The following is a 24,752-nucleotide window of genomic DNA, read 5'->3' on the forward strand; positions in this document are numbered from 1 at the left end:
CCCGGTTTCCCTTTCGTCTGCACCAGGACACGAGCCTGCCCGGAGCCGCGGTTCCCTCAAGGCGTTCCGGTACCGGATCCCGCCCGCGGCGGCCTGCGCGTCGGCGGGAGGTTTCCGGCACACCCCCTTGCTCATGGTGTGGTGGCGCGGGGGACGTTGTAGCCCTCGACCCGCAGGCTGGGGCGGGTGACCGGCAGGTCGGCCGGCCAGGTCGCGGTGATGGTCCGTGACTCTCCGGGGAGCAGCCACAGGTAGTTGTCGCTGTAGAGCGTCGGCAGTACGCGGTCGCCGGAGCGGGCGTCGTGGAGGGAGACCCGGAGCATGGCCGCGACGGCCGGGCCCCGGTTGGTCACCCGGGTGGTCGTCGTGTGGCGTTCGGTGCGGGTGGGGCCGACGGAGATCCGGGTCCGCTCCATCCGGCTCAGGGCCTGCATGGCCTCCGGGGAGCGATAGCGCCAGTACGTGTTCTCCGAGAGCAGCGTGCCCCGCGCGTCCGTGAGGCGCAGCCGCAGCAGGTGGAGGTCCGGCAGGCCGTCCTCGACGGGCGCGGTGAACGCGGTGGTGGCGGCGGACGGCGCGATGTCGACGGTCGCGCTCCGCTCGGGGGCGACCTGGCGGCCGGTGAGGTCGTACCGGCGAGCGGTCACGGTCGCGCCGCCGACCGGCCGCGGGGTGTGGTTCACGGCGATCACCCGGCCGTCGACGGGATCGGCCTGCACATGGAGCGGCTCGGCTGCCTTGCGGGCACCGTAGTAGGCGCCGTTGACGTCGAAGTCGTAGTCGTAGGTCTGCCAGACCGTGCTGTACCAGGCGGGGTGCGACATCCACAGCATCAGCCCGCTCGCGTCGTCCCAGAGCCGGGCGTTCCAGGCCTCGAACATGGCGCGGATGTTCTCGTAGTTGACGAACTGCGCCTTGCGGCAGAAGTCGTCGAGGTCCGTCGCCGCGCCGAGGCGGGACTCGATGGCGGCCCGGTAGTTCTGCGGAGCCTGGTTCCCCCTGGTGCTCCAGTCGTGGAGGTACCAGGCGCCGCCGACGGGCCACTCGGGCTCGTCGCCGACGAGGCGGCGCATCGTCTCGGCGGTCGGGACGACCGGCATGCCGATCTCCGTGTGGAAGCCGAAGCTCCCGCCGCCGTAGGTCGAGGGAGAGGAGTAACGCTCGGGTTCGACCCAGCCGTACGGGCCGCCGCCGGAGACGATCCCGGCCGCGGAGTTGTTCTGGAAGAGGACTCCGGGCGCCTCCTCCCGGACCGCGGTGCGCATGCCGTCGTCCACCGGGCCGGGCGGGTTGCCCTCGTTGGCGCCGCACCACACGACCACGCTGGGGTGGATCCGGTAGCGCCGTACGGTGTCCCGGGCGAGGTCGAGGAAGGCCTGGTGGTCCGGCGGGTCCATGGCCCAGGCGTTGGGGAAGTCGTTCCACACGAGCAGCCCGTGCTCGTCGCAACTGGCGTAGAACTCCTCGCGGTTGCTGCTGCCCACCCAGTTGCGGACCATCGTGAAGTTCATGTCGCGGTGCAACCGCACGGCGGTGTCCATGCGTCCGGCCGGCATCCGCCGCAGCAGTTCGTCCCAGCCCCAGTTGCCGCCGCGGCAGAACACCCGGACGCCGTTGACGCTGATCTTCAGCGGCACGGTGGAGTTGTCGACGGACCGCACGTCGGTCCAGTCGGAGCCGTCGTCGGAGACCTGGACGGTGTACGTGCGCGCGTACGCCGTCTCCCAGGTGATGACGACCCGGTCGAACGGCACGGCGCCGCCCAGGTCGACCTGGATCCACTGGCCGTCCTCGAAGGCGGAGGACCAGCGGGTGCCCGGGTCGCCGTCGGTGGCGTTGCCCGGCCCGTGCCCGGGGTCGTCGACGGAGGACGCGGTGGCCGTCCTGTGCAGGGCCAGATCGGTGTCCGGCGCCGAGCTGTCCAGCACCGCCAGGCTCCACATCGACGCGCCCCAGCCTGTGGCGCGCGTACCGCACAGGACGCGTACGTACCGTGCCGTCCGCCGGGTGAGGTCCACGGTCTGCGCGACCGCGTTGCCGCCCGGCGGGAAGGTGAGCGGGACCTCGTCCTCGTAGCCGAACTGGCGTATCCCGAAGCGGGTCGTGCGCCGGTCGCTCTCCTCGCCCCCGACGGAGGCGGTGAGGGTCAGACGGTGCAGGGTCGGCTCGCCGTAGCCGTTGGGCCACCACAACTCGGGCTTCTGGAGGCGCAGTCGGGGATGGTCGGCCGGGGTGAGGACGGCGTCGGCGGTCTCGCTCGCGGGCACGGTGACCGTCTGCGACACCCGTACGTCCCCGAAGGCGGCGGTGACGGTGACACGTGCGGACCCGGTGCCGGTGTTGCGCACCGGGACCACGACGGTCAGCTCGGCCGTACCCGTGTCGGGCAGGTCGGGCAGCCTGGTGTCCACCCGGGGGTCGCCGAGGACCACCGGGCCGGTCGAGCGCAGCCGGACGTGGTTCCAGATGCCGGCCGCCCGGTCCCGGACCGCCGGCATCCAGTCCCAGCCCGAAGCGGCCAGGTACGTCGGCGAGTTGCGGTTCATCATGTTCGCGCCCGCGTCCACGAAGGCCAGCCCGGCCGGGCCCTTGTCGCCGGGGCTGCCCGGGAAGGGAATCGGGGTGATCCGGACGGCGAGGGCCTGCGCCGGGCCGTCGGCGAGCAGCTCCGTCACGTCGAAGGCGGCACGGGCGAAGGGGAAGGCCAGGTCACCGGCCCGGCTGCCGTTGAGCCAGACCTCGGCGCGGTGGTTGATCCCGTCGAACTCCAGCCACACCCGGCGTCCGGCGCCGGTGCGCAGGCCCCCGGGCAGGCGGAACTCGCGCCGGTACCACCAGGAGTGCCGCGAAAGCGCCTCCGGGACCCGGAGGTTGTGCAGGCCGGACACCGGGTCGGGCAGCTTGCCCTGGTCCACCAGCGAGGCCAGTACGGTGCCGGGCACCGTGGCCGGCAGCCAACGGCTCGTGTCCACCGAGGGCCTGGACAGCGCGGTGCCGTCGCCGTCGGCCCAGTCGTCCAGGGTCAGGTCCCAGCCGGACTCCAGCGGGACGGTGCCGTCCGCCGCGACGTGCAGGGGTTCGGGGGAGCGGGGACGCGTGCCCCAGTCCGTCCAGCCGGTGGCGCCGGGGCGCGGAGCGTCGCACGTGCCGTACACCTGGAGGCCGTTGAGGCCCAGCGGGTTGGTGTTGGAGCGCTTGTGCACCGTCATGCGCACCCAGCGGGCCTCCACCGGCTCGGACAGGGTGATCTCCATGACCCCGCCCGTGCCGGAGTCGGTGCGGTACACCGTGGTCCAGGTCCCGCCCTCGCGCGAGGTCTCGATGACGAAGCCGACCGCGCAGCTCGACAGGATCTCCTGTCCCGTCGTGTCGTTGCGCGGGCTGCCGCTGGGCGAGTCGGTGAACGGCGGGTCGTCCAGGGTCGCCTCGAAGACGAGCCGCAGCGACTCGACCCGGCACCGGGCCTGGAGGTCGACGGAGATCCACTGCGGGTCGCCGGCGGCGGCCCGCCATCCGGAGCCCCGGACGCCGGCCGTGCCGAGACCGTCCACGGCGAACTCCGCGGGTGTGGCCGCATAGTCAGTGGAGGACACCGAGACCGGCCGGTACGCGGCGAGTTCGCTGCCGGAGGAGCTTCGTGGCGGCTGTCCGGATCCGGCCGTGGCGGTGGTGGCGAACGGACCGATGCCGAGCCCGAATCCGGCCAGCAGGGTGGTGCCGGCAGAGAGAACGGCACGGCGGGACGGCGGAGTTGACTGATCCGACATGGACGAGGGCTCCGATCAGGGGAGTTCGAGCCGGGCACCAGGGTGATGACAACGTTGCCATGGCTTCTGACAACGTTGCCGAACACTGCCGTCGCCGGGTGGACCTGTCAAGACTCTGTGCACACCCCCGCTCTGCTTCTATTAAATTAGTAATTATTCTTGACATGGTTTCGGCCGCGGGCCACAGTCTTCGCCGTGACGTCGTAGGCCTGCTCCGGCAGAGCGGCCCGCGTCCCGTTCTCCTGCTTCCCGACCCCTGGGAGACGTACGTGACCTCGCACCCGCCCGCACCGGGACCCCGGCACCACCGCTTCACCCGGCCCGCCCTCGCGGCCGCCGTCGCGGTGGTCCTGGCCGCCACCGTGACCCCCGACGCCGTCGCGCAGACGGCCGTCGACCAAGGCGCACCCGCCGGCTACGACAGCGGCCTCGCACCGACGCCCTACATGGGCTGGAACACCTACTACGGGCTCGGCGCGCCCACCGAGAAGGAGGTGCGCTCCGTCGCCGACAAGCTGGTCAGCAGCGGTCTGCGCGACAGCGGCTACGACATCGTCTGGCTGGACGGCGGCTGGCAGGCCGACAACCCCCGGGACGCACAAGGCCGGTTGGTCGCGAACCCGGACCGCTTCCCCTCCGGCATCCCGGCCCTCGTCTCCTACCTCCACAAGCGGGGCCTGCGAGCCGGTATCTACACCGACGCCGGCACCTACGACGGCGGCAAGAGCTGCGGTCTCGGCAGCCGTGGGTACTACGACCAGGACGCACGGCAGTTCGCGGGCTGGAAGATCGACGCGATCAAGGTCGACTTCCTGTGCGGGATCGGCGCGAAGCTCGATCCGGGGCCCGCCTACAAGGAGTTCAGCGACGCGGTCGCCAAGTCCGGCCGGAAGATGCTGCTGAACCTCTGCAACCCGCTCACCGACGACTGGGGCCTGCCGCACACCCCCGAGCAGGACGCCCACAACACCTACGTCTACGCCCCGGCGATCGCCGACTCCTGGCGCACCGGCACCGACATCGCCTGGGGCACCCCGAGCCCCGGCGAGTGGCCCGACATCCTGCGCAACATGGACGCCAACGCCTGGCACCCCGAGGCGCAGGGCCCCGGCCACTACAACGACCCCGACTACCTCATCCCCATGCGGAAGATGACCGACGGGACGTACGAGCTCACGCAGGAGGAGTCCACCACCCAGTTCGTGATGTGGGCCGAGATGGGCTCACCGCTGATGCTGGGGTCCGACCCGCGCACCCTGTCCGACTCGATGCTCGAAACCCTCCGCAACCCGGAGATCATCGCCGTCGACCAGGACCCCCTCGCCGTCCAGGGCGTACGGGTCGCGACCGATTCCGTCGGTGACGTGTACAGCAAGGTGCTGCGCGGGGACGGACAGCGCGCGGTCGTCCTGCTCAACCGCTCCGACCAGCCGGCCCTGCGCACCGTGCAGTTCGCCGACACCGGACTCGGCGGCCCGGTGCGCGTCCGTGACCTGCGGGCACGTGCCGACCGGGGTACCCACACCGGGTCGTACACCGTCGAGGTCCCCGCGCACGGCACCGCGTTCCTCAAGCTCACCGGCGCCGACGCCGTGCCGGGGACGGACCTGGGCGTGACGGCCACGGCGAGCCCGGCCGTGACGAGCGACGGCACCACGTTCTTCCGGGGGCCGCACGGCTCGCTCGTCGAGAGGACCGACGGGAGCACGAAGGACCTCGGCGGTCCCGCACAGGGCAGGATCCTCGGCCAGCCCGCCGCGTACGCCTCCGCCGGCGGCCGGATCGACGTCTTCGTGCGCGGCGCCGACTCCCGGGCCTACCGGCGGGTGTACACCGACGGCCGCTGGGGCCGATGGCAGTCCCTGGGCGGCGAGCTGACCGACGCGCCGTCCGTCGCCTTCACCGATCCCGCCCACTGGACGCTGTTCGCACGCGGCGCCGACGGCACGGTCGTACAGCGCGGTCCGGCGACCGGCTGGTCCTCGCTCGGCGCGCCCGCCGGACGGCAGGTCTCCGGGCGCCCGTCCGCCGTCGTCGACGCGCAGGGGCGGGTCCATGTCGCCGTACGCACCGCCGCGGACGACGTGTGGACCCGGACCCGGGACACCTCGGGGGAGTGGTCCGACTGGACGTCCCTCGGCGGGACCGTCAGCGGCAGCCCGACGCTGGTAGCCGTCGCAGACACGGTGCTGCTGTACGTGCGGGCCGCCGACTACACGCTCTGGCAGCAGCGGTACGCCGACGGCGCCTGGCAGGGCTGGAGCAAGCGGCAGGAGTTCCCGAGCGCCGCGTTCGACGGAGCGCTCGGCGCGGTCGCCGGCCAGGACGGAGCCGTGGACGCGGTCTTCCGCGGAGTCGACGGCCACGTGTACCGGACCCAATTCAAGTGAACGAGGAATCCACCATGGCCAACCCCCAGACCAGCAGACGGCGGTTCCTCGCCGGACTCGGTGCCGCCGGGACCGCGGCACTGCTCAGCGGCTGTGTCACCGACACCTCCACCGGCAAGGGCTCCTCGAAGGGCGCGGTGACCCTCCAGTCCAACCTGTCCGCCCCGCAGGCCAAGACCGCGATGGAGGACCTGGTCGCGGCGTACGGCAAGCAGGGCTCCGGCAAGGCCAGCCTCAACACGATCGCCGCCGAGACCTTCCGCACCCAGCTGCCGACCTACCTCACCTCCGCCAACCCGCCGGACGTGTACACCTGGTACCCCGGCTCGGTCGCGGACGCCTACGCCAAGAAGAACCTGCTGCTCGACCTCGACGAGGTGTGGAGCTCCTCGCCCGACCTCAAGCGGTACACCAAGGCGCTGCACTCGCTCTGCACCGCGAGCTCCGGCAAGAAGGTCTTCGTGCCCAACACCTACTACTGGTGGGGCATGTTCTACCGGAAGTCCAACTTCGCCAAGTGGGGCGTGAGCGAGCCCACCAGCTGGGACGGCTTCCTCGACCTGTGCGACAAGCTCAAGAGCAAGGGCGTCGCCCCGATCGGGCTCGGCGCGGGCGGCAACACCCCCTGGGTGGCGTCGGCCTGGTTCGACTACCTCGACATCCGGATCAACGGCGCCCAGTACCACCGTGAACTCCTCGCCGGGAAGCACCGGTTCGACGACCCCGAGGTGCGCAAGGTCTTCGACCGCTGGCAGGAGGTGCTGCCGTACTTCGACCCGAACGGCACCGCCCTCGCCTTCCAGGACGCCACGACCGCACTGCTGGGCGGCAAGACCGGCATGATGCTCATCGGCACCTTCTTCGCCGACTCGGCACCCAAGAGCGCCCTGGACGACATCGACTTCTTCCGCTTCCCCGTCATCGACGCCAAGATCCCGCTCGCCGAAGAGGCGCCCGTCGACGGCTACTTCGCCAGCGCCCGCACCGGCCGCCGCGACCAGGTCGTCGACCTGATGAAGTACCTCGCCACCGCCGAGGCCCAGGAGATCTACATCAAGGGCTCCTCCGGCACCGTCCTGCCCTGCAACCCGGACGCCAAGGACGCCGGCACCACGCTGGTGAAGAAGGGCCGCGCGCACGTCGCCGAGGCCGCCGAGATCACCCAGTTCTTCAACCGGGACTCCAGCGACGCCCTCCAGCCCACCGCGGACACCGCGCTGACCAAGTTCCTGGCCAAGCCGAAGCAGATCGGCAGCATCCTGACCGACTGGCAGCGCGATGCCCAGAAGATCTGGAACGCCTGACGTGGCTGTGCTGACCGCCCCCGACCGGAAGTCCCCGGCCCGCATGCCCATCAGTGGCAGGCGGGTCCGGGGCCCCCGGCGCACGCCACCCCTGGTCCTCGCCTTCGTGCTGGTCCCGCTGCTCGCCGAGGCCCTGTGGGTGTTCTGGCCGGCGCTCCAGGGCTTCTACCTGGCCCTGACCAAGTGGGACGGCGTCTCCCCGCCGCAGTTCGTCGGCCTGGACAACTTCCGGGAGATGGCCCACGACGACGTCTTCCGCAGCGCGCTCGGCCACACCGTGCTGTGGCTGGTCCTCTTCGGCGGCCTGTCCGCCGTGCTGGGGCTCGCCGCCGCGCTGCTGCTCCAGCAGGAGCGGCGCGGCGTCGGCTTCTACCGGGCCGCCCTGTTCCTGCCGGTCGTCTTCTCACTGGTCGCCACCGCCCTGGTCTGGCAGGCGATCTACCAGCCCGACGGCGTCCTGAACCGGGTGCTGGACGCCGTGGGCCTCGGCAGCCTCCAGCACGCCTGGCTCGCCGACCAGGACACCGCCCTGTACGCGGTGATCGTGCCCGCCCTGTGGCGCCAGATCGGCTACGTCATGGTCCTGTACCTGGCCGGCCTCAAGGGCATCGACCCGGCGCTCTACGAGGCCGCCAAGGTCGACGGGGCGAGCGCCTGGCAGCGGCTGCGGCACGTCACCCTGCCCCAGCTGCGCAGTGTCAACGCGGTCGTCCTGTCGGTCATCGTCATCGACTCGCTGCGCTCCTTCGACGTCGTCTGGTCGCTCACCCGCGGCGGCCCCTACCACTCGTCCGAGCTGCTGAGCACCTACATGTACTCGACCGCCTTCCAGTCCCTGCGACTCGGCTACGGTTCCGCCCTGGCCGTCGTCATCTTCGTCCTCGCGTTCGGGGTCATCGCCTCCTACCTCGTGCGCGCCTTCCGGGAGGCCGACTGATGTCCGCCGACACCGCGGCCAACTCCACCGCACTGCGTCGCAGGCGGGCCGCCACCGCCGGATTCCACCTGGGCGCGGGCGCGTTGGCGGTGCTGTGGCTGCTGCCCATCGCCCTGGTCCTGGTGACCAGCCTGCGCTCCTTCGACGACATCGCCGCCCACGGCCTGGGCAGCTGGCCGCGCTCCTTCACCCTGGCCAACTTCGGCCAGGCCTGGAGCGACGGCGGCCAGCAGCAGGCACTGATCAACAGCCTGCTCGTCACCGTCCCCTGCGTCCTGGTGACCCTGGCCCTGGCGGCGATGGCCGCGTTCGCGCTCAGCCGCTACGAACTCCCCTTCCGCCGCTCCCTGTTGCTGCTCATGCTCGGCGGCAACCTGCTCCCGCCGCAGATCCTGCTCATCCCGGTGTCCAAGCTCAGCGAGGTGATGGGCGTCTACGACACCCTGCCCGCGCTCATCGGCGTGCAGATCGGCTTCGGCGTCGGCTTCTACGTCTTCGTCCTGCACGGCTTCATGCGGTCGATCCCTGCGGAGATCCAGCAGGCGGCGGTCGTCGACGGCGCCGGACCCTGGCAGATCTTCTGGCGGATCATCCTCCCGCTGACCCGCCCCGCCCTGGCCGCCCTCAGCGCCCTCTCCTTCACCTGGATCTTCAACGACCTGCTCTGGGCGATCACCGTCCTGCGCAGCGACACCAAGATGCCGATCACCGCCGCCCTCATCGGACTCCAGGGCCAGTACGTGTCGGAGTGGAACGTGATCGCCGCCGGGTCGGTCATCGCCGCCGCGCCCACGGTCGCCGTCTTCCTGCGCTTCCAGCGGCACTTCGTGGCCGGCCTCAACCTGGGAGCGGTCAAGTGACGTACCAGCGCTGGACCTTGCGGACAGCCAACACCAGCTACACGGTCCGGCTGTCACCGGACGGGCCGTGGGCCGAGCTCGACGCCTGGGGCCCGCTCGGCGTCGAGGACGGGCCGTCCGCCCTGGACTGGTCCCGGCGCACCCACTTCATCACACCCGCCGACGCGGCCCCGGCCGAGTATCTGCCGTACGGACTGCGGCCGTTCACCGGATCCGAACTGGTGGTACGAGGTCCGGGCGAGGACCGGGGCGTGTGGTGGGAGTTCGACGGCGCGGAGGAGTCGGACGGGGGCCTGCGACTCGCCTTCACGGACGAGGTGACCGGCCTGCGGACGGTCCTCTGCTACCAGACCGTCCCCGGCACCGACGTGATCCTCCGCTGGACCGAGTTCACCGCCACGGCCGAACTCCGCCTGGAACGCCTCGACTCGGCGGCCGTGAACATCCCGGTCACCGGTGCGGCCCGGCTGACGTACCTCGCCGGACAGTGGTCGCAGGAGTTCCAGCGCACTCAAGTCGACCTCCCCCGGGGCACGTTCACCATCGGCAGCCTGCAGAGCGTGCCCGGCCACGCCTACGCGCCCTGGCTCGCTGTTCAAGACGCGCAGGACGTGCAGTCCGCGTACGGTGTCGCCCTCGAATGGCCGGGCAACTGGCACATCACGGCGGAGGCCGAGCCGGGCGGGACCGTCCGGGTCCGGGCCGGCCGGGTCCCGCACGAGGGCGCCGTACACCTGGCCCCCGGGGAGACGCTCACGACTCCCCGGCTCGCCTGCGCGTTCAGCCCGGACGGACTCGACGGCCTGTCCCGGGTCTGGCACCGCTACGAGCGCCGCCTCTCCGGCGACCGGCTGCACCGCCCCCGCAAGGTGCTCTACAACTCCTGGGAGGCCACCGGCTTCGACGTCGAGGCGGCCGGGCAGCTGGAGCTGGCCAAGGTCGCCGCGGACATCGGGGCCGAGCTGTTCGTCGTGGACGACGGCTGGTTCACCGGCCGCGCCGACGACACCGGGGGACTGGGCGACTGGTACCCGGACCCGGAGGCGTTCCCGCAGGGCTTCGACCGGTTCGTGGCGGACGTCCGCGCCCTCGGCCTGGACTTCGGCCTGTGGGTGGAGCCGGAGGCGGTCAGCCCCGGCAGCCGGCTGTACGCCGAACACCCCGAGTGGGTCTACCGCATCGACGGCCGCCCGGCCCGCCTCGTCCGCAACCAGCTCCTGCTCGACCTGGGCCGCACCGACGTGCAGGACTTCGTCATCGGCACCCTCGACCGGCTGCTCGGCGCCCACGGCATCGGCTATCTGAAGTGGGACATGAACCGCCCGCCCACCGAACGCGGCCGCCCCGGCGCCGGTCCCGCCGACCTGGTCGACCTGGACGCCGAGCACGTCGCCGGATACCTGCGGGTCCTCGACCACCTGCGCGCCGCCCACCCCGACGTCACCGTCGAGGGCTGCGCCGGCGGCGGCGGACGGATCGAACACGCCACCCTCGCCCGGACCGACGTCGTCTGGCCCAGCGACAACACCGCGCCCCTGGACCGGCTGCGCATCCAGCACGGCTTCCTGCACGCACACGCGCCCCACGTCATGAGCTCCTGGGTCACCGACGCCCCCGGAATCTTCGACCCGCGCCCGCGCAGCCTCGCCTTCCGCTTCGTCAACGCCATGTGCGGAGTCCTCGGGATCGGCGCCGACCTGCGCGCCTGGACCCCGGAGCAGCGGGCCGAGGCCGCCCGGTGGATCGCCCGGTACAAGGAGGTCCGGGACGTCGTCCACCACGGGGAGGCCCGGCTGCTCGGCACGCCGGACGACCCCACCTGCGGCGTGCAGTACGACGCCGGTGACCGCACCGTCGTCGCCGCGCTCTCCACCGGCCGCCTCGACGGGGCACCGCTGCTGCCCGGCCGCCCCGCGCGGCTCCGGCTGCGCGGCCTGGACCCGGCGGCCCGCTACCGGGACACGGCGACGGGAACGTCGTACGGCGGAGCCCATCTGCTCCACCACGGCCTGCCGTTCGCGTGGAGTGCCGAGCACGACGCCGACCTGGTGGTGCTGAGACGCCTGTAGGACGCATATGTTGCCAGCAGCTCACCCTCTAAGGAGCCCGATGGACCAGTCCGTACCACGGTACGGTGCCCGCTTCACCGGCCGTACCGCCGTGGTGACCGGCGCCGCCTCCGGCATCGGAGCCGCCACCGCCGCACGCCTCGCCGGGGAGGGCGCCGCCGTCGTACTCGCCGACATCGCCGACGAACGCGGCCAGGCCGTGGTGGACGGGATCGAGAAGGACGGCGGCCGGGCCCGGTACGTGCACGCGGACGTCGCCGCCGAGGACGACTGGACGCGGATCGTGACCGCCGCCCACGCTTTCGGACCGGTCGACGTGCTCGTCAGCAACGCTTACACCGTCGAGGTCCGGCCGGCCCACGAGATGACCCTGCCGTCCTGGCAGCGGCAGCTCGCCGTCAACCTCACCGGCGGCTTCCTCGGCGTCAGGGCCGTCCTGCCCGACCTGCGCGCCCGCCGCGGCGCCGTGGTGCTCACCTCGTCGGTGCACGCCCACGCGGGCATCCCCGGCCACCCCGCCTACGCCGCGGCCAAGGGCGGCCTGCTGTCCCTGTGCGGGCAGCTCGCCGTCGAGTACGGGCCCGAGGTGCGCGTCAACGCGGTACTCCCCGGGCCCATCCTGACCGGGGCCTGGAACAGGGTGCCGCCGGAGGAACGGGAACGCAGCGTCGCCGGAACGGCCGCCCGCCGTTTCGGCACCCCCGAGGAGGTGGCCGCCGCGATCGCGTTCCTCTGCGCCGACGAGGCCTCCTACATCACCGGGTCCAGTCTCGTGGTGGACGGCGGCTGGAGCGTCGTGAAGGCCTCCGCATGATGCCCTTTGAACAGAAAGGCTGTACGACATGACGCCCTACGCCCGCCGCGGTGTGCACGGCCAGACCGTGGAGGCCCTGGCGCGCCGCATCCTGGGCGGCGAGATCCCGGAAGGGGCCACGCTCGACCTGGTGGCGCTGCAGAGCGAACTCGACGTCAGCCTCACCGCCCTGCGCGAGTCCCTCAAGGTGCTCGCCGCCAAGGGCATGGTCGACGCCCGCCAGAAACGCGGCACCTTCGTGCGGGCCCGCGCGGACTGGAACCTGCTCGACGCCGACGTGCTGCGCTGGCAGTTCGAGGGCGGCCGTACGACCGGCGCGGAGTGGTCGCTGCTGCGCAACCTCGCCGAGGTCCGCGCCATCATCGAACCGGCCGCCGTCCGGCTCGCCGCCGAGCGCCGCACCGAGGCCGACCTGCTGTTGCTGGAGACGGCCGTGGAGGCGATGGCCCGGGAGGACGCCGACCCGGGCCACGCCGTCGACGCCGACCTCGCCTTCCACCGCGCCCTGCTCGCCGCCACCCACAACGAACTGCTCGAACGCATGGAGATGGTGATCGAGTCGGGGCTGGCCCACCGCGACCGGATCGTGCACAGCGCCCCGCACAGCGAGGATCCCGTCCCTGCCCACCGCGCCGTCCTGGACGCCGTGCGCGACCGCGACCCACAGGCGGCCGAGACCGCCATGCGGGCCCTGCTCGACCAGGCGGGCCGCGACCTGGCCCGGCTCGACGGCCCCGAGGACGGGACCGGGACGGACCGGGCGACAGGGTCCGACGACACGAAAGGCAGCCGCGGCCGGTGAAGATCGAGCGGATAGAGACCTTCCTCGTCCCGCCGCGCTGGCTGTTCTGCCGCGTCGAGACGGACGACGGAGTGGTCGGCTGGGGCGAACCCGTCGTCGAGGGGCGCGCCGAGGTCGTCCGCGCGGCCGTCGACGTCCTCGCCGAATACCTGGTGGGGCAGGACCCGCTGCGTATCCAGGACCACTGGCAGGTGCTCACCAAGGGCGGCTTCTACCGGGGCGGCCCGGTGCTGTCGAGCGCCGTCGCGGGCCTCGACCAGGCCCTGTGGGACATCGCCGGCAAGACCTACGGCGCGCCCGTGCACGCCCTGCTGGGCGGTCCGGTGCGCGACCGGGTGCGGGTCTACGCCTGGGTCGGCGGCGACGAACCCGCCCAGCTGACCGAGCAGATAGCGGCCCAGGTCGAGGCGGGCTTCACCGCGGTGAAGATGAACGCCGCCGGGGCCACCTCGCCGCTGGCCACGGCGGCGGAGACGGCGGCCGTGGTCGCCCGGGTGAGCGCCGCCCGGGACGCCCTGGGCCCGGACCGGGACGTCGCCGTCGACTTCCACGGCCGCTTCACCGCCGCGAGCGCCCGCCGGGTCCTCGCCGAACTCGCCCCGCTGCACCCGCTGTTCGTGGAGGAACCGGTCCTCCCCGAGCACGGCCACCTGCTGCCCGGACTGGTCTCCGCGAGCCCGGTGCCGCTGGCCACCGGCGAACGCCTGTACTCGCGCGCCGAGTTCCTGCCCGTCCTCGCCGCCGGCATCGCGGTCGCCCAGCCGGACCTCTCGCACGCCGGCGGCATCTCCGAGGTGCACCGCATCGCCTCGCTCGCCGAGACCTACGGCGCCCAGCTCGCCCCGCACTGCCCGCTCGGCCCCATCGCCCTCGCGGCCGGCCTCCAAGTCGCCTTCGCCACCCCGAACTTCCTCATCCAGGAACAGAGCCGCGGCATCCACTACAACAAGGAAGCCGACCTCCTCTCCTACCTCGTCGACCCCGAACCCTTCCGCTTCGTGGACGGGCACGCGCACCGCGGTGACGCCCCCGGGCTGGGCATCACCCTCGACGAGTCGGCCGTACGCGCGGCCGACCGCGCGGGGCACCGGTGGCGCAACCCGGTGTGGCGGCACGCCGACGGCTCCTTCGCGGAGTGGTGACCGTGCCGCTCGAAGCCGTCACCGACCTCGCGCACGGCGGCCGCTGGACCTCGCTGCGCCACGGCGGCCGTGAGTGGCTGTGGCGGCGTGAGAGCCCCGAACGCCACGGCGTGGCACCGGGCGACGCGTTCGTGGACGCGGGAGGACTGGAGGAGTGCGTCCCCACCGTCCGCGGCACCCCCGACCACGGGGACGCCTGGTCCCGGCCCTGGACGCGCGACGGTGCCGGTGACGACGGTGCCGGGGAGACCGTCCGCTGCGACTGCTTCACCCTGACACGCACGCTGCGCGACACGGCCGACGGTGTCGAGGCCGACTACGTGCTGACGGCCGACCCCGGCTTCCGCTTCCTCTGGGCCGCCCACGCGCTCCTCGACCTCTCCGAGGAGGCCGTCCTGCTGGCCCAAGAGGGCGCGCCCACCCGGCTGTTCCCGGAGGCGGCGCCCCTGCTGGCCCGTCCCTGGCCGGACGGCGCCCCCTGGGTGACGGGCACCTGGCCCGCACCCCTGGGGCTGCGGCTCGACCGCTTCGGACCGGATGACGGTACGGCGGTCGGGGCCGTGGTGGACGGCGGCCGGTGCTGTGTGCACGACGGCGCGGACCGGCTCGCCCTGGCCGTCGAGGCGGAGGGGCAGCCGCTCTCCGTCGCCCTGTGGCGCAACCTCGGCGGCTTCCCCGCCGACCGGCCCTATCGCAGTACGGGCGTCGAGCCGATGCTCGGCCGCGTCTTCGACCTCGCCGACGCGGGCCCGGACGACGCCGCCCGCGTCCCCGCCTCGGGCGAGGTCCGCTGGCGGCTCACCGTCGGCGCCGACTGCCGCTGCCCCCGCTGACCATGGAAGGAGCCCCGCTCGTGGATCTGCGAGCCGCCCTCGCCGCCCGCCGCCTGCTCGCCATCGTGCGCGGCGGCGACCCGGAAGCCGCCCTGCGCACCGTGCTGGCCCTGGCCGAGGAGGGCATCGAACTGATCGAGGTGTCGCTCAGCGGCGCGGACGCCCTCGCCGTCATCGCCCGGGCCCACAAGGAACTCGGCCCCGAACGGCCGCTGGGCGCCGGCACGGTGCTGACCGCCGCCGACGCGCACGCCGCCCACCGGGCGGGCGCCGCTTTCGCCGTCACCCCCGGCCTCGGCGCCGGTGCCGACACCGCGCGGCAGCTCGGCATGCCGGTCCTGGCCGGCGTGCTGACCCCCACCGACGTGATCGCCGCGCAGGCCCGCGGCGCGGCCGCGCTGAAGCTCTTCCCGGCCGCCGAGGCCGGGGGAGCGGCGTACCTGAAGGCGCTGCGCGGGCCGTTCCCCGACGCCGCGTTCGTCCCGGTCGGCGGCGTCGACGTCCCGGCCGCACGGGCCTACCTGGCCGCCGGGGCCACCGCCGTCGGCGTCGGCTCCCCGCTCGTCGGGGACGCGGCGGACGGCGGCAGCATCACCGCCCTGCGCGAGCGGGCCCGGGCGTTCCGGGCCGCCGTACCGGAGGAGGGACCGGCGTGAGGGCTCCCTGGCGTCCGGCCCCGGGACCGGTCGTCTGCCTCGGCGAGACCATGGCCGCCCTGGCCCCCGACCCGCCCCGGCCGCTGGCGGACGCCGAGCAACTGCGGCTGTCCGTCGCGGGAGCGGAGTCCAACGTGGCCATGTACCTCGCGGACCACGGCGTTCCGGCCCGCTGGCTCTCGGCCGTCGGCGACGATCCGCTGGGCCGCCGGGTGCGCGCCGCGGTCGCCGCCGCCGGGGTCGACGTGACGCATGTGCGCACCGACCCGCACCGGCCCACGGGCCTCCTCCTCAAGAACCCGGGCCCCGCCGGAACCCGCGTCCACTACTACCGCGCCGGCTCGGCGGCCTCGGCCCTCGGTCCCGGCCTGCTCGACGGCGAACCCCTGAGCTCGGCCGCCCTCCTGCACCTCACCGGCATCACCCCCGCCCTCTCCGCGTCCTGCCGCGCCCTGGTGACCCGGGCCCTCGACACGCCTGCGGCCGAACGGCCGTACGCCGTCAGCTTCGACGTCAACCACCGGGCCGCGCTGTGGCCGGACGGCACCGCGCCGGCCCTGTTGCGCGCCCTCGCCGACCGCGCTGACATCGTTTTCGTGGGCCTCGACGAGGCCCAGGAGCTGTGGGGCGGCGACCTGACCGTCACCGGCCTGCGGGAGCTGCTGCCCGGGCCGCGGATCCTCGTCGTCAAGGACGGCGCCCGCGCCGCGACCGCCGTGACCGCGAACGGCGCGTGCACGGTGCCCGCGCTGCGGACGGCCGTGGTGGAACCGGTCGGCGCGGGCGACGCGTTTGCGGCGGGCTTCCTGGCCGGGCTGCTGCGCGCGGAGACGCCGGCCCGTGCCCTCCGGCTCGGCCACCTCACCGCGGTCTCCGCCCTCAAGGTGACGGGGGATCACGGTCCGCTGCCCGAGCCGGCGGACATCGCCCGGCTCCTCGAACTCACCGACCGGGACTGGCAGCGCTACGACGACGGATCCGTCGACGGACCGGCGGCCGGGCCGGAACGGCGGCGGCGAGAAGGCTCCGAGGCGGTCCGAAGTTAGTTAATCAAGGCGATGGAATAATCGCCGGGCCGTCGCTAGACGCGCCAGCGCGATCGGCGGGGAAAGGGACGGCCTCGCCGGTCGGGCCACGTCGGCTGCCTGCCGGGCCGAGGAGGGATACGGCTGATCGCGTTAGAACGCCGCGATCGCGCCCTGGTGGGCCAACGGACTGCGGATCGCCGGCGGGCGCAACGTCGGGATGACGAACAACCTGGTGAACAGCGTGTCCTCCAACAGCGCCCTGGACATCGGGGTGTTCGGCGACACCGGCCACCCCCTGGAGTCGGCCACGGTCAGCGGCAACGTCCTGATCGGCGGCGGTTGGAACGGTGTCCGGCACGGGGTACGGATCAGCTCTCCGGCCGGCACCTCGCTGTATCCGGACGCCACTACGAACGTCATCCTGAGCAACAACGTGTTGCGCGGCGCCTTCCGCGCGGGCCTCTGCATCGACCGCACCGTCGACATCACCGGCTGACCGGCACCGTCGGCAGGCTCCAGCCCCGAGTTCATAAAACGTATTGACAAACTATGAGAGGCATTCATAGGTTCACATCGCCCCCAGTCCGACCCGTTTTTCGATTCCGACCCGCCCTTTCGACACCGACCGCCGCGCGCAGCTGTGCGGCGCCGATGGGAGCGTGCGATCACCTTGACCACCGACATCCGGCGGGCGCTGGTCGTCCGCGGCGGTTGGGACGGGCATCAGCCCGTGACGATCAGCGACGGCTTCGTCCCCTTCCTCAAGGAGAACGGGTTCGTCGTCGAGACCTCCGAGGACCTCGCGGTGTACGAGGACACGGAGCGCCTGGCCGCCACCGACCTGGTCGTGCAGTGCTGGACCATGGGCACCATCACCCGGGAGCAGAGCGACAACCTCGCCGCCGCGGTACGCGCCGGCACCGGCCTGGCCGGCTGGCACGGCGGCATCGTCGACAGCTTCCACGACCACGGCTACCACCTGCTGACCGGCGGCAAGTTCGTGATGCACCCGCCGGGCTTCCACGACCACACCGTGCACCTGCTGCCCGAGCGGGCCGGCCACCCGGTCGTCGCGGGGCTCGACGACTTCGCCGTGCACACCGAGCAGTACTGGCTGCTGACCGACCCCCACATCGACGTCCTCGCCACCACCACCTTCCCGCCCGACGAACTCCGGGACCGGCCCGCGGTGATGCCCGCCGTGTGGACCAGGACCTGGGGCGCGGGGCGGGTCTTCGTCTCGGCCATCGGGCACAAGCCCGACGACTTCGACGTGCCCGAAGTGCGCACACTGACCGAAAGGGGACTGCTGTGGGCGAGCCGCTGAAGCCCTTGGACATCGGCATCGTCGGCGCCGGGAAGATCAGCGGCGCCTACCTCTCGACCCTGGAAGGGCTCAAGTCCGTACGGCTCACCGCCGTCACCGACCTCGACCCCGCCCGCGCCCGGAGCGTCGCCGAACGGACCGGGGCGACCGAGGTGCCGGACGTCGCCGCGCTCGTGGCCCGGGACGACGTGGACGCCGTACTCAACCTCACCGTTCCCGCCGCCCACGCGGAGGTCGCCGTCACCGCGCTCGCCGCGGGCAAGCACGTGTACGGCGAGAAGCCGCTCGCGGCGAACCGCAAGGAGGCCGACGCCGTGCTGGCGGCGGCGCGGGAGGCCGGGCTGCGGGTCGGCTGCGCGCCCGACACCGTCCTCGGCACCGGAACGCAGACCGCGCGCAAGGCGGTCGACGACGGTCTGATCGGCCGGCCGGTCGCGGCCACCGCCTTCATGACCAGCGCCGGACACGAGAAGTGGCACCCGGACCCGGAGTTCTACTACCGGCCGGGCGGCGGCCCCCTGCTCGACATGGGCCCCTACTACCTCTCCGCCCTGGTCCACCTGCTGGGCCCGGTGGTCAGGGTGACCGGCGCCTCCTCCCGGCCACGGGCCGAGCGGACCATCGGCAGCGGCCCGCGCGCGGGGACCGTCTTCCCGGTGGAGGTGGACACCCACATCACCGGTGTCCTGGAGCACACCGGGGGAGCGCTGTCCACCCTGGTCATGAGCTTCGACGTGCGCGCCGCCCGGCTGCCGCGCATCGAAGTGCACGGCACCGAGGCCTCGTTGTCCGTGCTCGACCCGAACGGCTTCGACGGCGCCGTCGAACTCCACCGCGGCGACGGCTGGCAGACCCTGCCCGTCTCCGCCGGTCACCGGGACGCGGGCCGCGGCATCGGCCTCGCCGATCTCGCCGAGGCACTGACGGAGGGGCGCCCGCACCGCGCGTCGGCCGAACTCGCCGCCCACGTCCTGGACGTCATGCTGACCCTCATGGACGCGGCGGACCAGGGCCGCGCACTCCCGGTGACCAGCACCTGCGAGCGACCCGCTCCGCTCCACTGACCCGCACCACGCAACAGGAGACCCCCTTCATGCACGACGACCGGAACCTGGTCGAAGCACGTCTGGAACGCGTCCTCAGGGAACGCATCCGTCCCGCCGTCCACCCCGTCACCACCCCCCTGACCGTGGAGATCTGGTCCACCCCTGACGAACCCGTCCCGGTGGCCGAGGGGCTGGCCGTCCCGACCCGCCCCATCGCCCCGGGCACCCCGTGGGGCACGCCGTGGGGAACCAGCTGGTTCAAGGTCACCGGCACCGTCCCCGCCGAGTGGGCCGGCCGGACCGTCGAGGCCGTCCTCGACCTCGGCTTCACCCCGCGCACCCCTGGTTTCCAGTGCGAGGGACTCGTCTACCGGCCCGACGGCACGCCGGTGAAGGGCCTCCACCCGCGCAACACCCACGTCCGCGTCGGCTCGCCCGTGGCCGGCGGGGAGCAGGTCCACTGGCGCGTCGAGGCCGCCTCCAACCCCGACCTGGACGCGAGCGGCGTGCCGTTCCAGCCCACCCCGATGGGTGACCGGGCGACCGCCGGTGACGCGCCCCAGTACGTCCTCGGCGAGCTGCGGCTGGCCGTCTTCGACGAGACCGTGTGGAACCTGGTCATGGACCTGGAGGTCCTCGGCGAGCTCATGGCGGAACTGCCCGTCGACGGGGCGCGCCGCTGGGAGATCCTGCGCGCGGTCGGCCGGGCCCTCGACGCCGTCGACCTCCAGGACGTGGGCGGCACGGCGGAACGGGCGCGTTCGTGTCTTACCGAGGTACTCGCCGCCCCAGCCGCCCCGGCCGCCCACCGGATCAGCGCGGTCGGGCACGCGCACATCGACTCGGCGTGGCTGTGGCCGCTGCGCGAGACGGTCCGCAAGGTCGCCCGCACCACCGCCAACATGACCGCCCTCCTGGCGGAGGAGCCCGAGTTCGTCTTCGCCATGTCCCAGGCCCAGCAGTTCGCCTGGATCAAGGAGCACCGGCCCGAGGTGTACGCGAAGGTGAAGAAGGCCGTCGCGGACGGGCGGTTCGTGCCGGCGGGCGGGATGTGGGTGGAGTCGGACACCAACATGCCCGGTTCGGAGGCGATGGCTCGTCAGTTCGTGCACGGCAAGCGGTTCTTCCTCGACGAGTTCGGCATCGAGAACGACGAGGCCTGGCTGCCCGACACCTTCGGCTTCGCCGCCGGGCTCCCGCAGATCATCAGGGCGGCGGGCTCGACACGGCTCCTCACCCAGAAGATCTCCTGGAGCCGGACCAACAGCTTCCCGCACCACACCTTCCAGTGGGAGGGCATCGACGGCACCCGGATCTTCACCCACTTCCCGCCCGTCGACACCTACAACTGCGAGATGACGGGCAGTCAGATCGCGCACGCGGCCCGCAACTTCAAGGAGAAGGGCGTAGCCACCCGCTCCCTCGCCCCCACCGGCTACGGCGACGGGGGCGGCGGTACCACCCGGGAGATGGTCGCCAAGGCGGCCCGGCTGCGCAGTCTGGAGGGCTCGGCGGCCGTCGTCTGGGAGACCCCGGCCGACTTCTTCGCCAAGGCCGAGGCCGAATACCCCGACCCGCCCGTCTGGGTCGGCGAGCTCTATCTCGAACTGCACCGCGCGACCCTCACCAGCCAGGCGAAGACCAAGCAGGGCAACCGGCGCAGCGAACACCTGCTGCACGAGGCCGAGCTGTGGGCCGCGACGGCTGCCGTGCGCGCCGGATTCCCGTACCCCTACGAGCAGTTGGACCGGATCTGGAAGACGGTCCTGCTCCACCAGTTCCACGACATCCTGCCGGGCTCGTCGATCGCCTGGGTGCACCGGGAGGCCCGCGAGACCTATGCGCGGCTGGCCGGGGAACTGGAGGACGTCATCGGCGCGGCCCAGCGTGCCCTGGCGGGGGAGGGGGAGCGCACCCTGGTCTTCAACTCCGCTCCGCACAGCCGGGGTTCGGTGCCCGCCAGAGGTGCCGCGTCCCGGGCCGTCCAGGGGGACACCGTGACGCCGGTCCCGCGCGAGGGCGGCGGCTATCTCCTCGACAACGGTCTGCTGCGGGTCGAGATCGACGGACGGGGACTGGTGGTCTCGGCGTACGACATCCCCGCGGACCGGGAGGCGATCGCGCCGGGGCAGGCGGCCAACCTGCTCCAGCTGCACCCCGACTTCCCCAACCAGTGGGACGCGTGGGACGTCGACGCCTTCTACCGGAACGTCGGCAGCGACCTCACCGAGGTGGCGGGACTGGCGGCCGAGGGCGGCGCGGTGCGTGTCGAGCGGGTCTTCGGCGGCTCCCGGGTCACCCAGCTGCTGTCGGTCCCGGCGGACGCCAAGCGCCTCGACATCGACACCGAGGTGGACTGGCACGAGACCGAGCGCTTCCTGAAGCTGGCCTTCCCGCTGGACGTCAGGGCCGACCGGTACGCCGCCGAGACGCAGTTCGGGCACGTGTACCGGCCCACCCACCAGAACACCAGCTGGGAGTGGGCCAAGTTCGAGGCCTGCAACCACCGGTTCGTCCACCTCGACGAACCGGGCTGGGGCGTCGCCGTCGTCAACGACTCGACGTACGGCCACGACGTGACCCGCGCGGTGCGCACCGGCGCCGGGGACGCGGGTACGACGACCACCGTACGGGCGTCGCTGCTGCGGGCGCCCCGCTACCCGGACCCGGACACCGACCAGGGCGTGCACCGCTTCCGGCACGCGCTGGTACCGGGCGCGACGGTCGGGGACGCGGTCCGCGAGGGCTACCGGGCCAATCTGCCCGAGCGACGCGTCCAGGGGGTCGCCGAGGTGGCGCCGTTGGTGACCGTCGACAACGACGCCGCCGTCGTCAGCGCGGTGAAGCTGGCCGACGACCGCGGCGGCGACCTGGTGGTGCGGCTGTACGAGGCGAACGGCGGCCGGGCCCGGGCCACCGTGTCCGCCGACGGCTTCGCGGCGGACCGCGCCGTCCTGACGGACCTGCTGGAGCGCCCGCTCGCGGACGCCGAGCGGCCCGCCGCGGCGGACGGCGGTGTCGTCCTCGCGCTGCGGCCGTTCCAGATGGTGACGCTGCGGCTGCCGCGCGCCTGACCCGGTGACCCGACACACCGGGCCCGGCGCGTCCGCCGGGCCCGGCGCCGTCTCCGATTCCGTCGTCGTACGCACCGAGAGAGGACCCGGCACGATGACCGCCCCGTCCGGCCGGCCCACGGCCGTGTCCGTCATGGATCCCGTCGTCGCGGACCAGGTGCTCCCCGCGGAGCTGCGGGACCGGCTCTCCGGGCTCGTCCGGCTCGCCCCCGGCCCGGCGGGGGCGGCCTTCCCCGCCGCGTTCGCCGAGGCGGAGGTGCTGATGAGCGACCCGTACGTCACCGACGGACAGGCGGCCCGGCTGGGTGCGGAGCGGGTCGGACTGGCCGAGCTGTGCCGCCGGTCGGCGGTGGTGAGCGTGCACGCGCCGCTGCTGCCGGAGACGTCCGGTCTGCTCGACGCCGGGATGCTCGCCCTGATCCCGGACGGGGGCGTGCTCGTCAACACGGCCCGTGGCGCAATCGTCGACACGGCGGCGCCGACCCGCGAGTGCGCGTCCGGTCGGCTGGAGGCGTACCTCGACGTGACGGACCCCGAACCGCTGCCGCCCGGCCACCCTCTGCTGTCCCTGCCCGATGTGCTGGTCACCCCGCACATCGCCGGCGCCCAGGGCAGCGAGCTGCGCCGGCTGGGCCGGTACGCGCTCGCGGAGGTCGAGCGCTGGACGGCCGGCGAGCCACTGCTCGGGGAGGTGACCGAGGAGGCCCTGCACCGACTGGCCTGACCGGGACCACGGGGCCGTCGCGAGCGTCACCGCGGTAGACGCGCTACCGGCAGGCCGTCCGGCCGGGGGCACGGAGCGCCCTGGACGCCACCGCACCAGGTCAGGGTGCGTCGTCGCGCCGGCCGGCGCGACCGGCGGGGCCGTCCGCACCGGTGCCCCTCAGTCCTCCGCCACCCGGATGATCGTCCTGCCGGGCGTGCGCTTCTCCGGGGTGAACGCGGCAACCGCCTCGGCGAGCGGCCGGACCGCGCCGACGACGGGCCTGAGGCGCCCGTCCCGCACCCGTGCGGCGAGGTCGGCGAGGCGTGCGCGGTCGGGTTCGACGACGAAGAAGACCGCCCGCCCGTCCGCGGGGTGGACGGTGACCGGACGGGCGATGGTGACCAGCGTGCCGCCGGCGCGGACCAGTGCCGTGGAGCGGTCGAGGACCTCGCCGCCGATCACGTCGAACACCACGTCGACCTCGCCGATGTCCTCCAGCCGCCCGGCCTGGAGGTCCACGAAGGTGTCCACGCCCAGGTCGCGGGCGAGGTCGCGGTCGGCCGCCCGGCCGGTGCCGATCACCCGCGCGCCCGCCGCACGGGCCAGCTGCACGGCGATGGAGCCGACGCCGCCCGCGGCACCGTGGACCAGTACGGTCTGGCCGGTGGCCAGGCGGCCGTGGTCGAAGAGGCCCTGCCAGGCGGTGAGCCCGGAGATCGGCAGGGCCGCGGCCGTGACATGGTCGACGTCGGCCGGGAGCGGGGCGAGGTTGCGGGCCTCGACGGCGGTGTACTCGGCGAGCGTGCCGTCGCGGGTCCAGTCGGCGAGCCCGAACACCCACTGGCCGACGGTCAGTCCGGTGGTGCCGTAGCCCAGCTCGGTGACCACGCCGGACAGTTCGTGGCCGGGCACGCTCGGCGTGCGGTCGCGGCCGGCGCGGTCGGTCCAGGTGGCGGGCCAGGTCAGCTCGCCGGGCGTGAACCCGGCGGCGTGCACGCGCACGATCACGTCGTTCTCCGCCGCGTGCGGGAGCGGCAGCTCGGTGAGGGCGAGACCGCCGGCTCCGGCGTCGCGGTCCTTGACGGTGATGGCTTGCATGAGGGGTACCTCTGGGAGGGTGGGGGAGTCGCGGCGACGGACCGGTCCCGCCCGGCGGCGACCGCCCGTCGTGACCCATCTCAGCGCCCCGCGGCGAGCTCTGCCACCGCGGGCGGCGGCCGGCCGAGGGGGCCGGCGGACGCTGCTGTCGTCACGCCTTCGACCGTATCCCGGAACCGGCCCGGACCTCTGGGCCACCTTTCGTCCCGTGGCATGGGCCACTTTGCCCGCGCCCTGCGCCCTCCCCTCGGGCGCCGGCAGGTGTCGGCGGTCCCTCCCGTCACGCCACTCCCGTCCGCCGCAGGCCGCACCGCGCCTACAGCGCCGTCCCCGGGGAGACCTCGGGCACCCTGCCCTGGCGCACCGCCAAGTCGCTGATCCTGCTGGTCTGCGTGGTCCTGGTGGTGCTGCCCTTCGTGGCGATCGTCTCGACCTCGCTGGCGGACTCCGCCGAGGTCACCAGGGCGGGCGGCTACGTCCTGTGGCCCGACCACCCCACGCTCCTTGCCTACACACTCCTCAACGGCGGGATCGTCTCCAGGGCCATGCTGGTCAGTGTCGGCATCACCGTCGTCGGCTCGGCCCTCAGCCTGGTCTCGTCCATCATGCTGGCGTACGGCCTCAGCCGCCGCGGGTCCTTCGGACACAAGCCCGTGCTGCTCCTGCTGCTGATGGCGATGCCGTTCGTGCCCGGTGTCATCCCGAGCTACCTGATGGTCAGGCAGCTCGGCTTGATCAACAGCTACTGGTCGCTGATCCTGCCCTCCTTGCGCGGAGGCCGCCGTCGACCTCGGGTTCCGGCCGTTCCAGATCCGGACGCTGCGGCTGCGCCCGGCCGGCGGATCCCCGGACCGGACCTGACGTGTACGCGCAAGGATCATCCGGGGCCGCAGAGCCGT

At 73.1% G+C, this 24,752-nt stretch carries 18 protein-coding genes and 1 pseudogene; 17 read left to right on the top strand and 2 right to left on the bottom strand.

The window, feature by feature from the left end; translation table 11 throughout:
- Positions 1-131: 131 nt before the first annotated feature.
- Positions 132-3,767: a discoidin domain-containing protein gene (locus SSP29_RS49460; protein ID WP_089107590.1), complete on the bottom strand. Its 3,636-nt coding sequence runs from the start codon at positions 3,765-3,767 to the stop codon at positions 132-134.
- 164 nt (positions 3,768-3,931) lie between these two features.
- Here SSP29_RS49460 and SSP29_RS49465 point away from each other — a divergent pair, with 164 nt between their 5' ends.
- The 16 genes from SSP29_RS49465 (at position 3,932) to SSP29_RS49540 (ending at position 22,773) form a co-directional block, all read left to right on the top strand.
- On the top strand, positions 3,932-6,157 hold the full coding sequence (locus SSP29_RS49465; protein ID WP_089107591.1) for a DUF8189 domain-containing protein: 2,226 nt from the start codon (positions 3,932-3,934) through the stop codon (positions 6,155-6,157).
- A gap of 14 nt (positions 6,158-6,171) precedes the next feature.
- Positions 6,172-7,461, top strand: a complete 1,290-nt coding sequence (locus SSP29_RS49470; protein ID WP_089107610.1) for an ABC transporter substrate-binding protein — start codon at positions 6,172-6,174, stop codon at positions 7,459-7,461.
- Between the two features lies 1 nt (position 7,462).
- Positions 7,463-8,398 (top strand): carbohydrate ABC transporter permease, encoded by a 936-nt coding sequence (locus SSP29_RS49475; RefSeq protein WP_089107592.1) that lies wholly within the window; start codon positions 7,463-7,465, stop codon positions 8,396-8,398.
- Positions 8,398-9,258 carry a carbohydrate ABC transporter permease gene (locus SSP29_RS49480; protein WP_089107593.1) on the top strand — a complete coding sequence of 287 codons (861 nt, stop codon included), beginning with the start codon at positions 8,398-8,400 and terminating at the stop codon, positions 9,256-9,258. The genes SSP29_RS49475 and SSP29_RS49480 overlap by 1 nt, the downstream gene beginning before the upstream one ends.
- Positions 9,255-11,327: an alpha-galactosidase gene (locus SSP29_RS49485; protein ID WP_089107594.1), complete on the top strand. Its 2,073-nt coding sequence runs from the start codon at positions 9,255-9,257 to the stop codon at positions 11,325-11,327. Before SSP29_RS49480 ends, SSP29_RS49485 begins: the two co-directional genes overlap by 4 nt.
- 40 nt (positions 11,328-11,367) lie before the next feature.
- On the top strand, positions 11,368-12,141 hold the full coding sequence (locus tag SSP29_RS49490) for an SDR family NAD(P)-dependent oxidoreductase (protein WP_089107595.1): 774 nt from the start codon (positions 11,368-11,370) through the stop codon (positions 12,139-12,141).
- Between the two features lie 28 nt (positions 12,142-12,169).
- Positions 12,170-12,943: a FadR/GntR family transcriptional regulator gene (locus tag SSP29_RS49495; RefSeq protein WP_089107596.1), complete on the top strand. Its 774-nt coding sequence runs from the start codon at positions 12,170-12,172 to the stop codon at positions 12,941-12,943.
- Positions 12,940-14,085, top strand: a complete 1,146-nt coding sequence (gene dgoD / locus SSP29_RS49500; protein WP_089107597.1) for a galactonate dehydratase — start codon at positions 12,940-12,942, stop codon at positions 14,083-14,085. Before SSP29_RS49495 ends, dgoD begins: the two co-directional genes overlap by 4 nt.
- Positions 14,082-14,918, top strand: a complete 837-nt coding sequence (locus SSP29_RS49505) for an aldose epimerase family protein (RefSeq protein WP_089107598.1) — start codon at positions 14,082-14,084, stop codon at positions 14,916-14,918. Before dgoD ends, SSP29_RS49505 begins: the two co-directional genes overlap by 4 nt.
- Before the next feature lie 20 nt (positions 14,919-14,938).
- Entirely contained in the window at positions 14,939-15,574 is a 636-nt protein-coding gene (locus SSP29_RS49510) for a bifunctional 4-hydroxy-2-oxoglutarate aldolase/2-dehydro-3-deoxy-phosphogluconate aldolase (RefSeq protein WP_089107599.1), read from the top strand.
- Positions 15,571-16,620, top strand: coding sequence for a sugar kinase (locus SSP29_RS49515; protein ID WP_150136478.1), 1,050 nt, complete (start codon positions 15,571-15,573; stop codon positions 16,618-16,620). Before SSP29_RS49510 ends, SSP29_RS49515 begins: the two co-directional genes overlap by 4 nt.
- 199 nt (positions 16,621-16,819) lie before the next feature.
- Positions 16,820-17,098 (top strand): hypothetical protein, encoded by a 279-nt coding sequence (locus SSP29_RS49520; protein ID WP_150136479.1) that lies wholly within the window; start codon positions 16,820-16,822, stop codon positions 17,096-17,098.
- 174 nt (positions 17,099-17,272) lie between these two features.
- Positions 17,273-17,929 (top strand): ThuA domain-containing protein, encoded by a 657-nt coding sequence (locus SSP29_RS49525; protein ID WP_089107600.1) that lies wholly within the window; start codon positions 17,273-17,275, stop codon positions 17,927-17,929.
- Positions 17,914-18,993: a Gfo/Idh/MocA family protein gene (locus SSP29_RS49530; RefSeq protein ID WP_089107601.1), complete on the top strand. Its 1,080-nt coding sequence runs from the start codon at positions 17,914-17,916 to the stop codon at positions 18,991-18,993. Before SSP29_RS49525 ends, SSP29_RS49530 begins: the two co-directional genes overlap by 16 nt.
- A gap of 29 nt (positions 18,994-19,022) precedes the next feature.
- Complete coding sequence (locus SSP29_RS49535) at positions 19,023-22,049, top strand: alpha-mannosidase (RefSeq protein WP_089107602.1); 3,027 nt, start codon at positions 19,023-19,025, stop codon at positions 22,047-22,049.
- Between the two features lie 94 nt (positions 22,050-22,143).
- On the top strand, positions 22,144-22,773 hold the full coding sequence (locus tag SSP29_RS49540; RefSeq protein WP_089107612.1) for an NAD(P)-dependent oxidoreductase: 630 nt from the start codon (positions 22,144-22,146) through the stop codon (positions 22,771-22,773).
- 159 nt (positions 22,774-22,932) lie between these two features.
- Here the strand turns inward: SSP29_RS49540 and SSP29_RS49545 are convergent, their stop codons facing one another.
- Entirely contained in the window at positions 22,933-23,853 is a 921-nt protein-coding gene (locus SSP29_RS49545; protein ID WP_089107603.1) for an NADP-dependent oxidoreductase, read from the bottom strand.
- Between the two features lie 392 nt (positions 23,854-24,245).
- On the opposite strand from SSP29_RS49545, the pseudogene SSP29_RS49550 reads away from it, so the two are divergent.
- Positions 24,246-24,752 (top strand): annotated as a pseudogene (locus SSP29_RS49550) (carbohydrate ABC transporter permease); the annotation flags it as partial.

Source organism: Streptomyces hyaluromycini (genome assembly GCF_002217755.1).
Taxonomy (GTDB): domain Bacteria; phylum Actinomycetota; class Actinomycetes; order Streptomycetales; family Streptomycetaceae; genus Streptomyces; species Streptomyces hyaluromycini.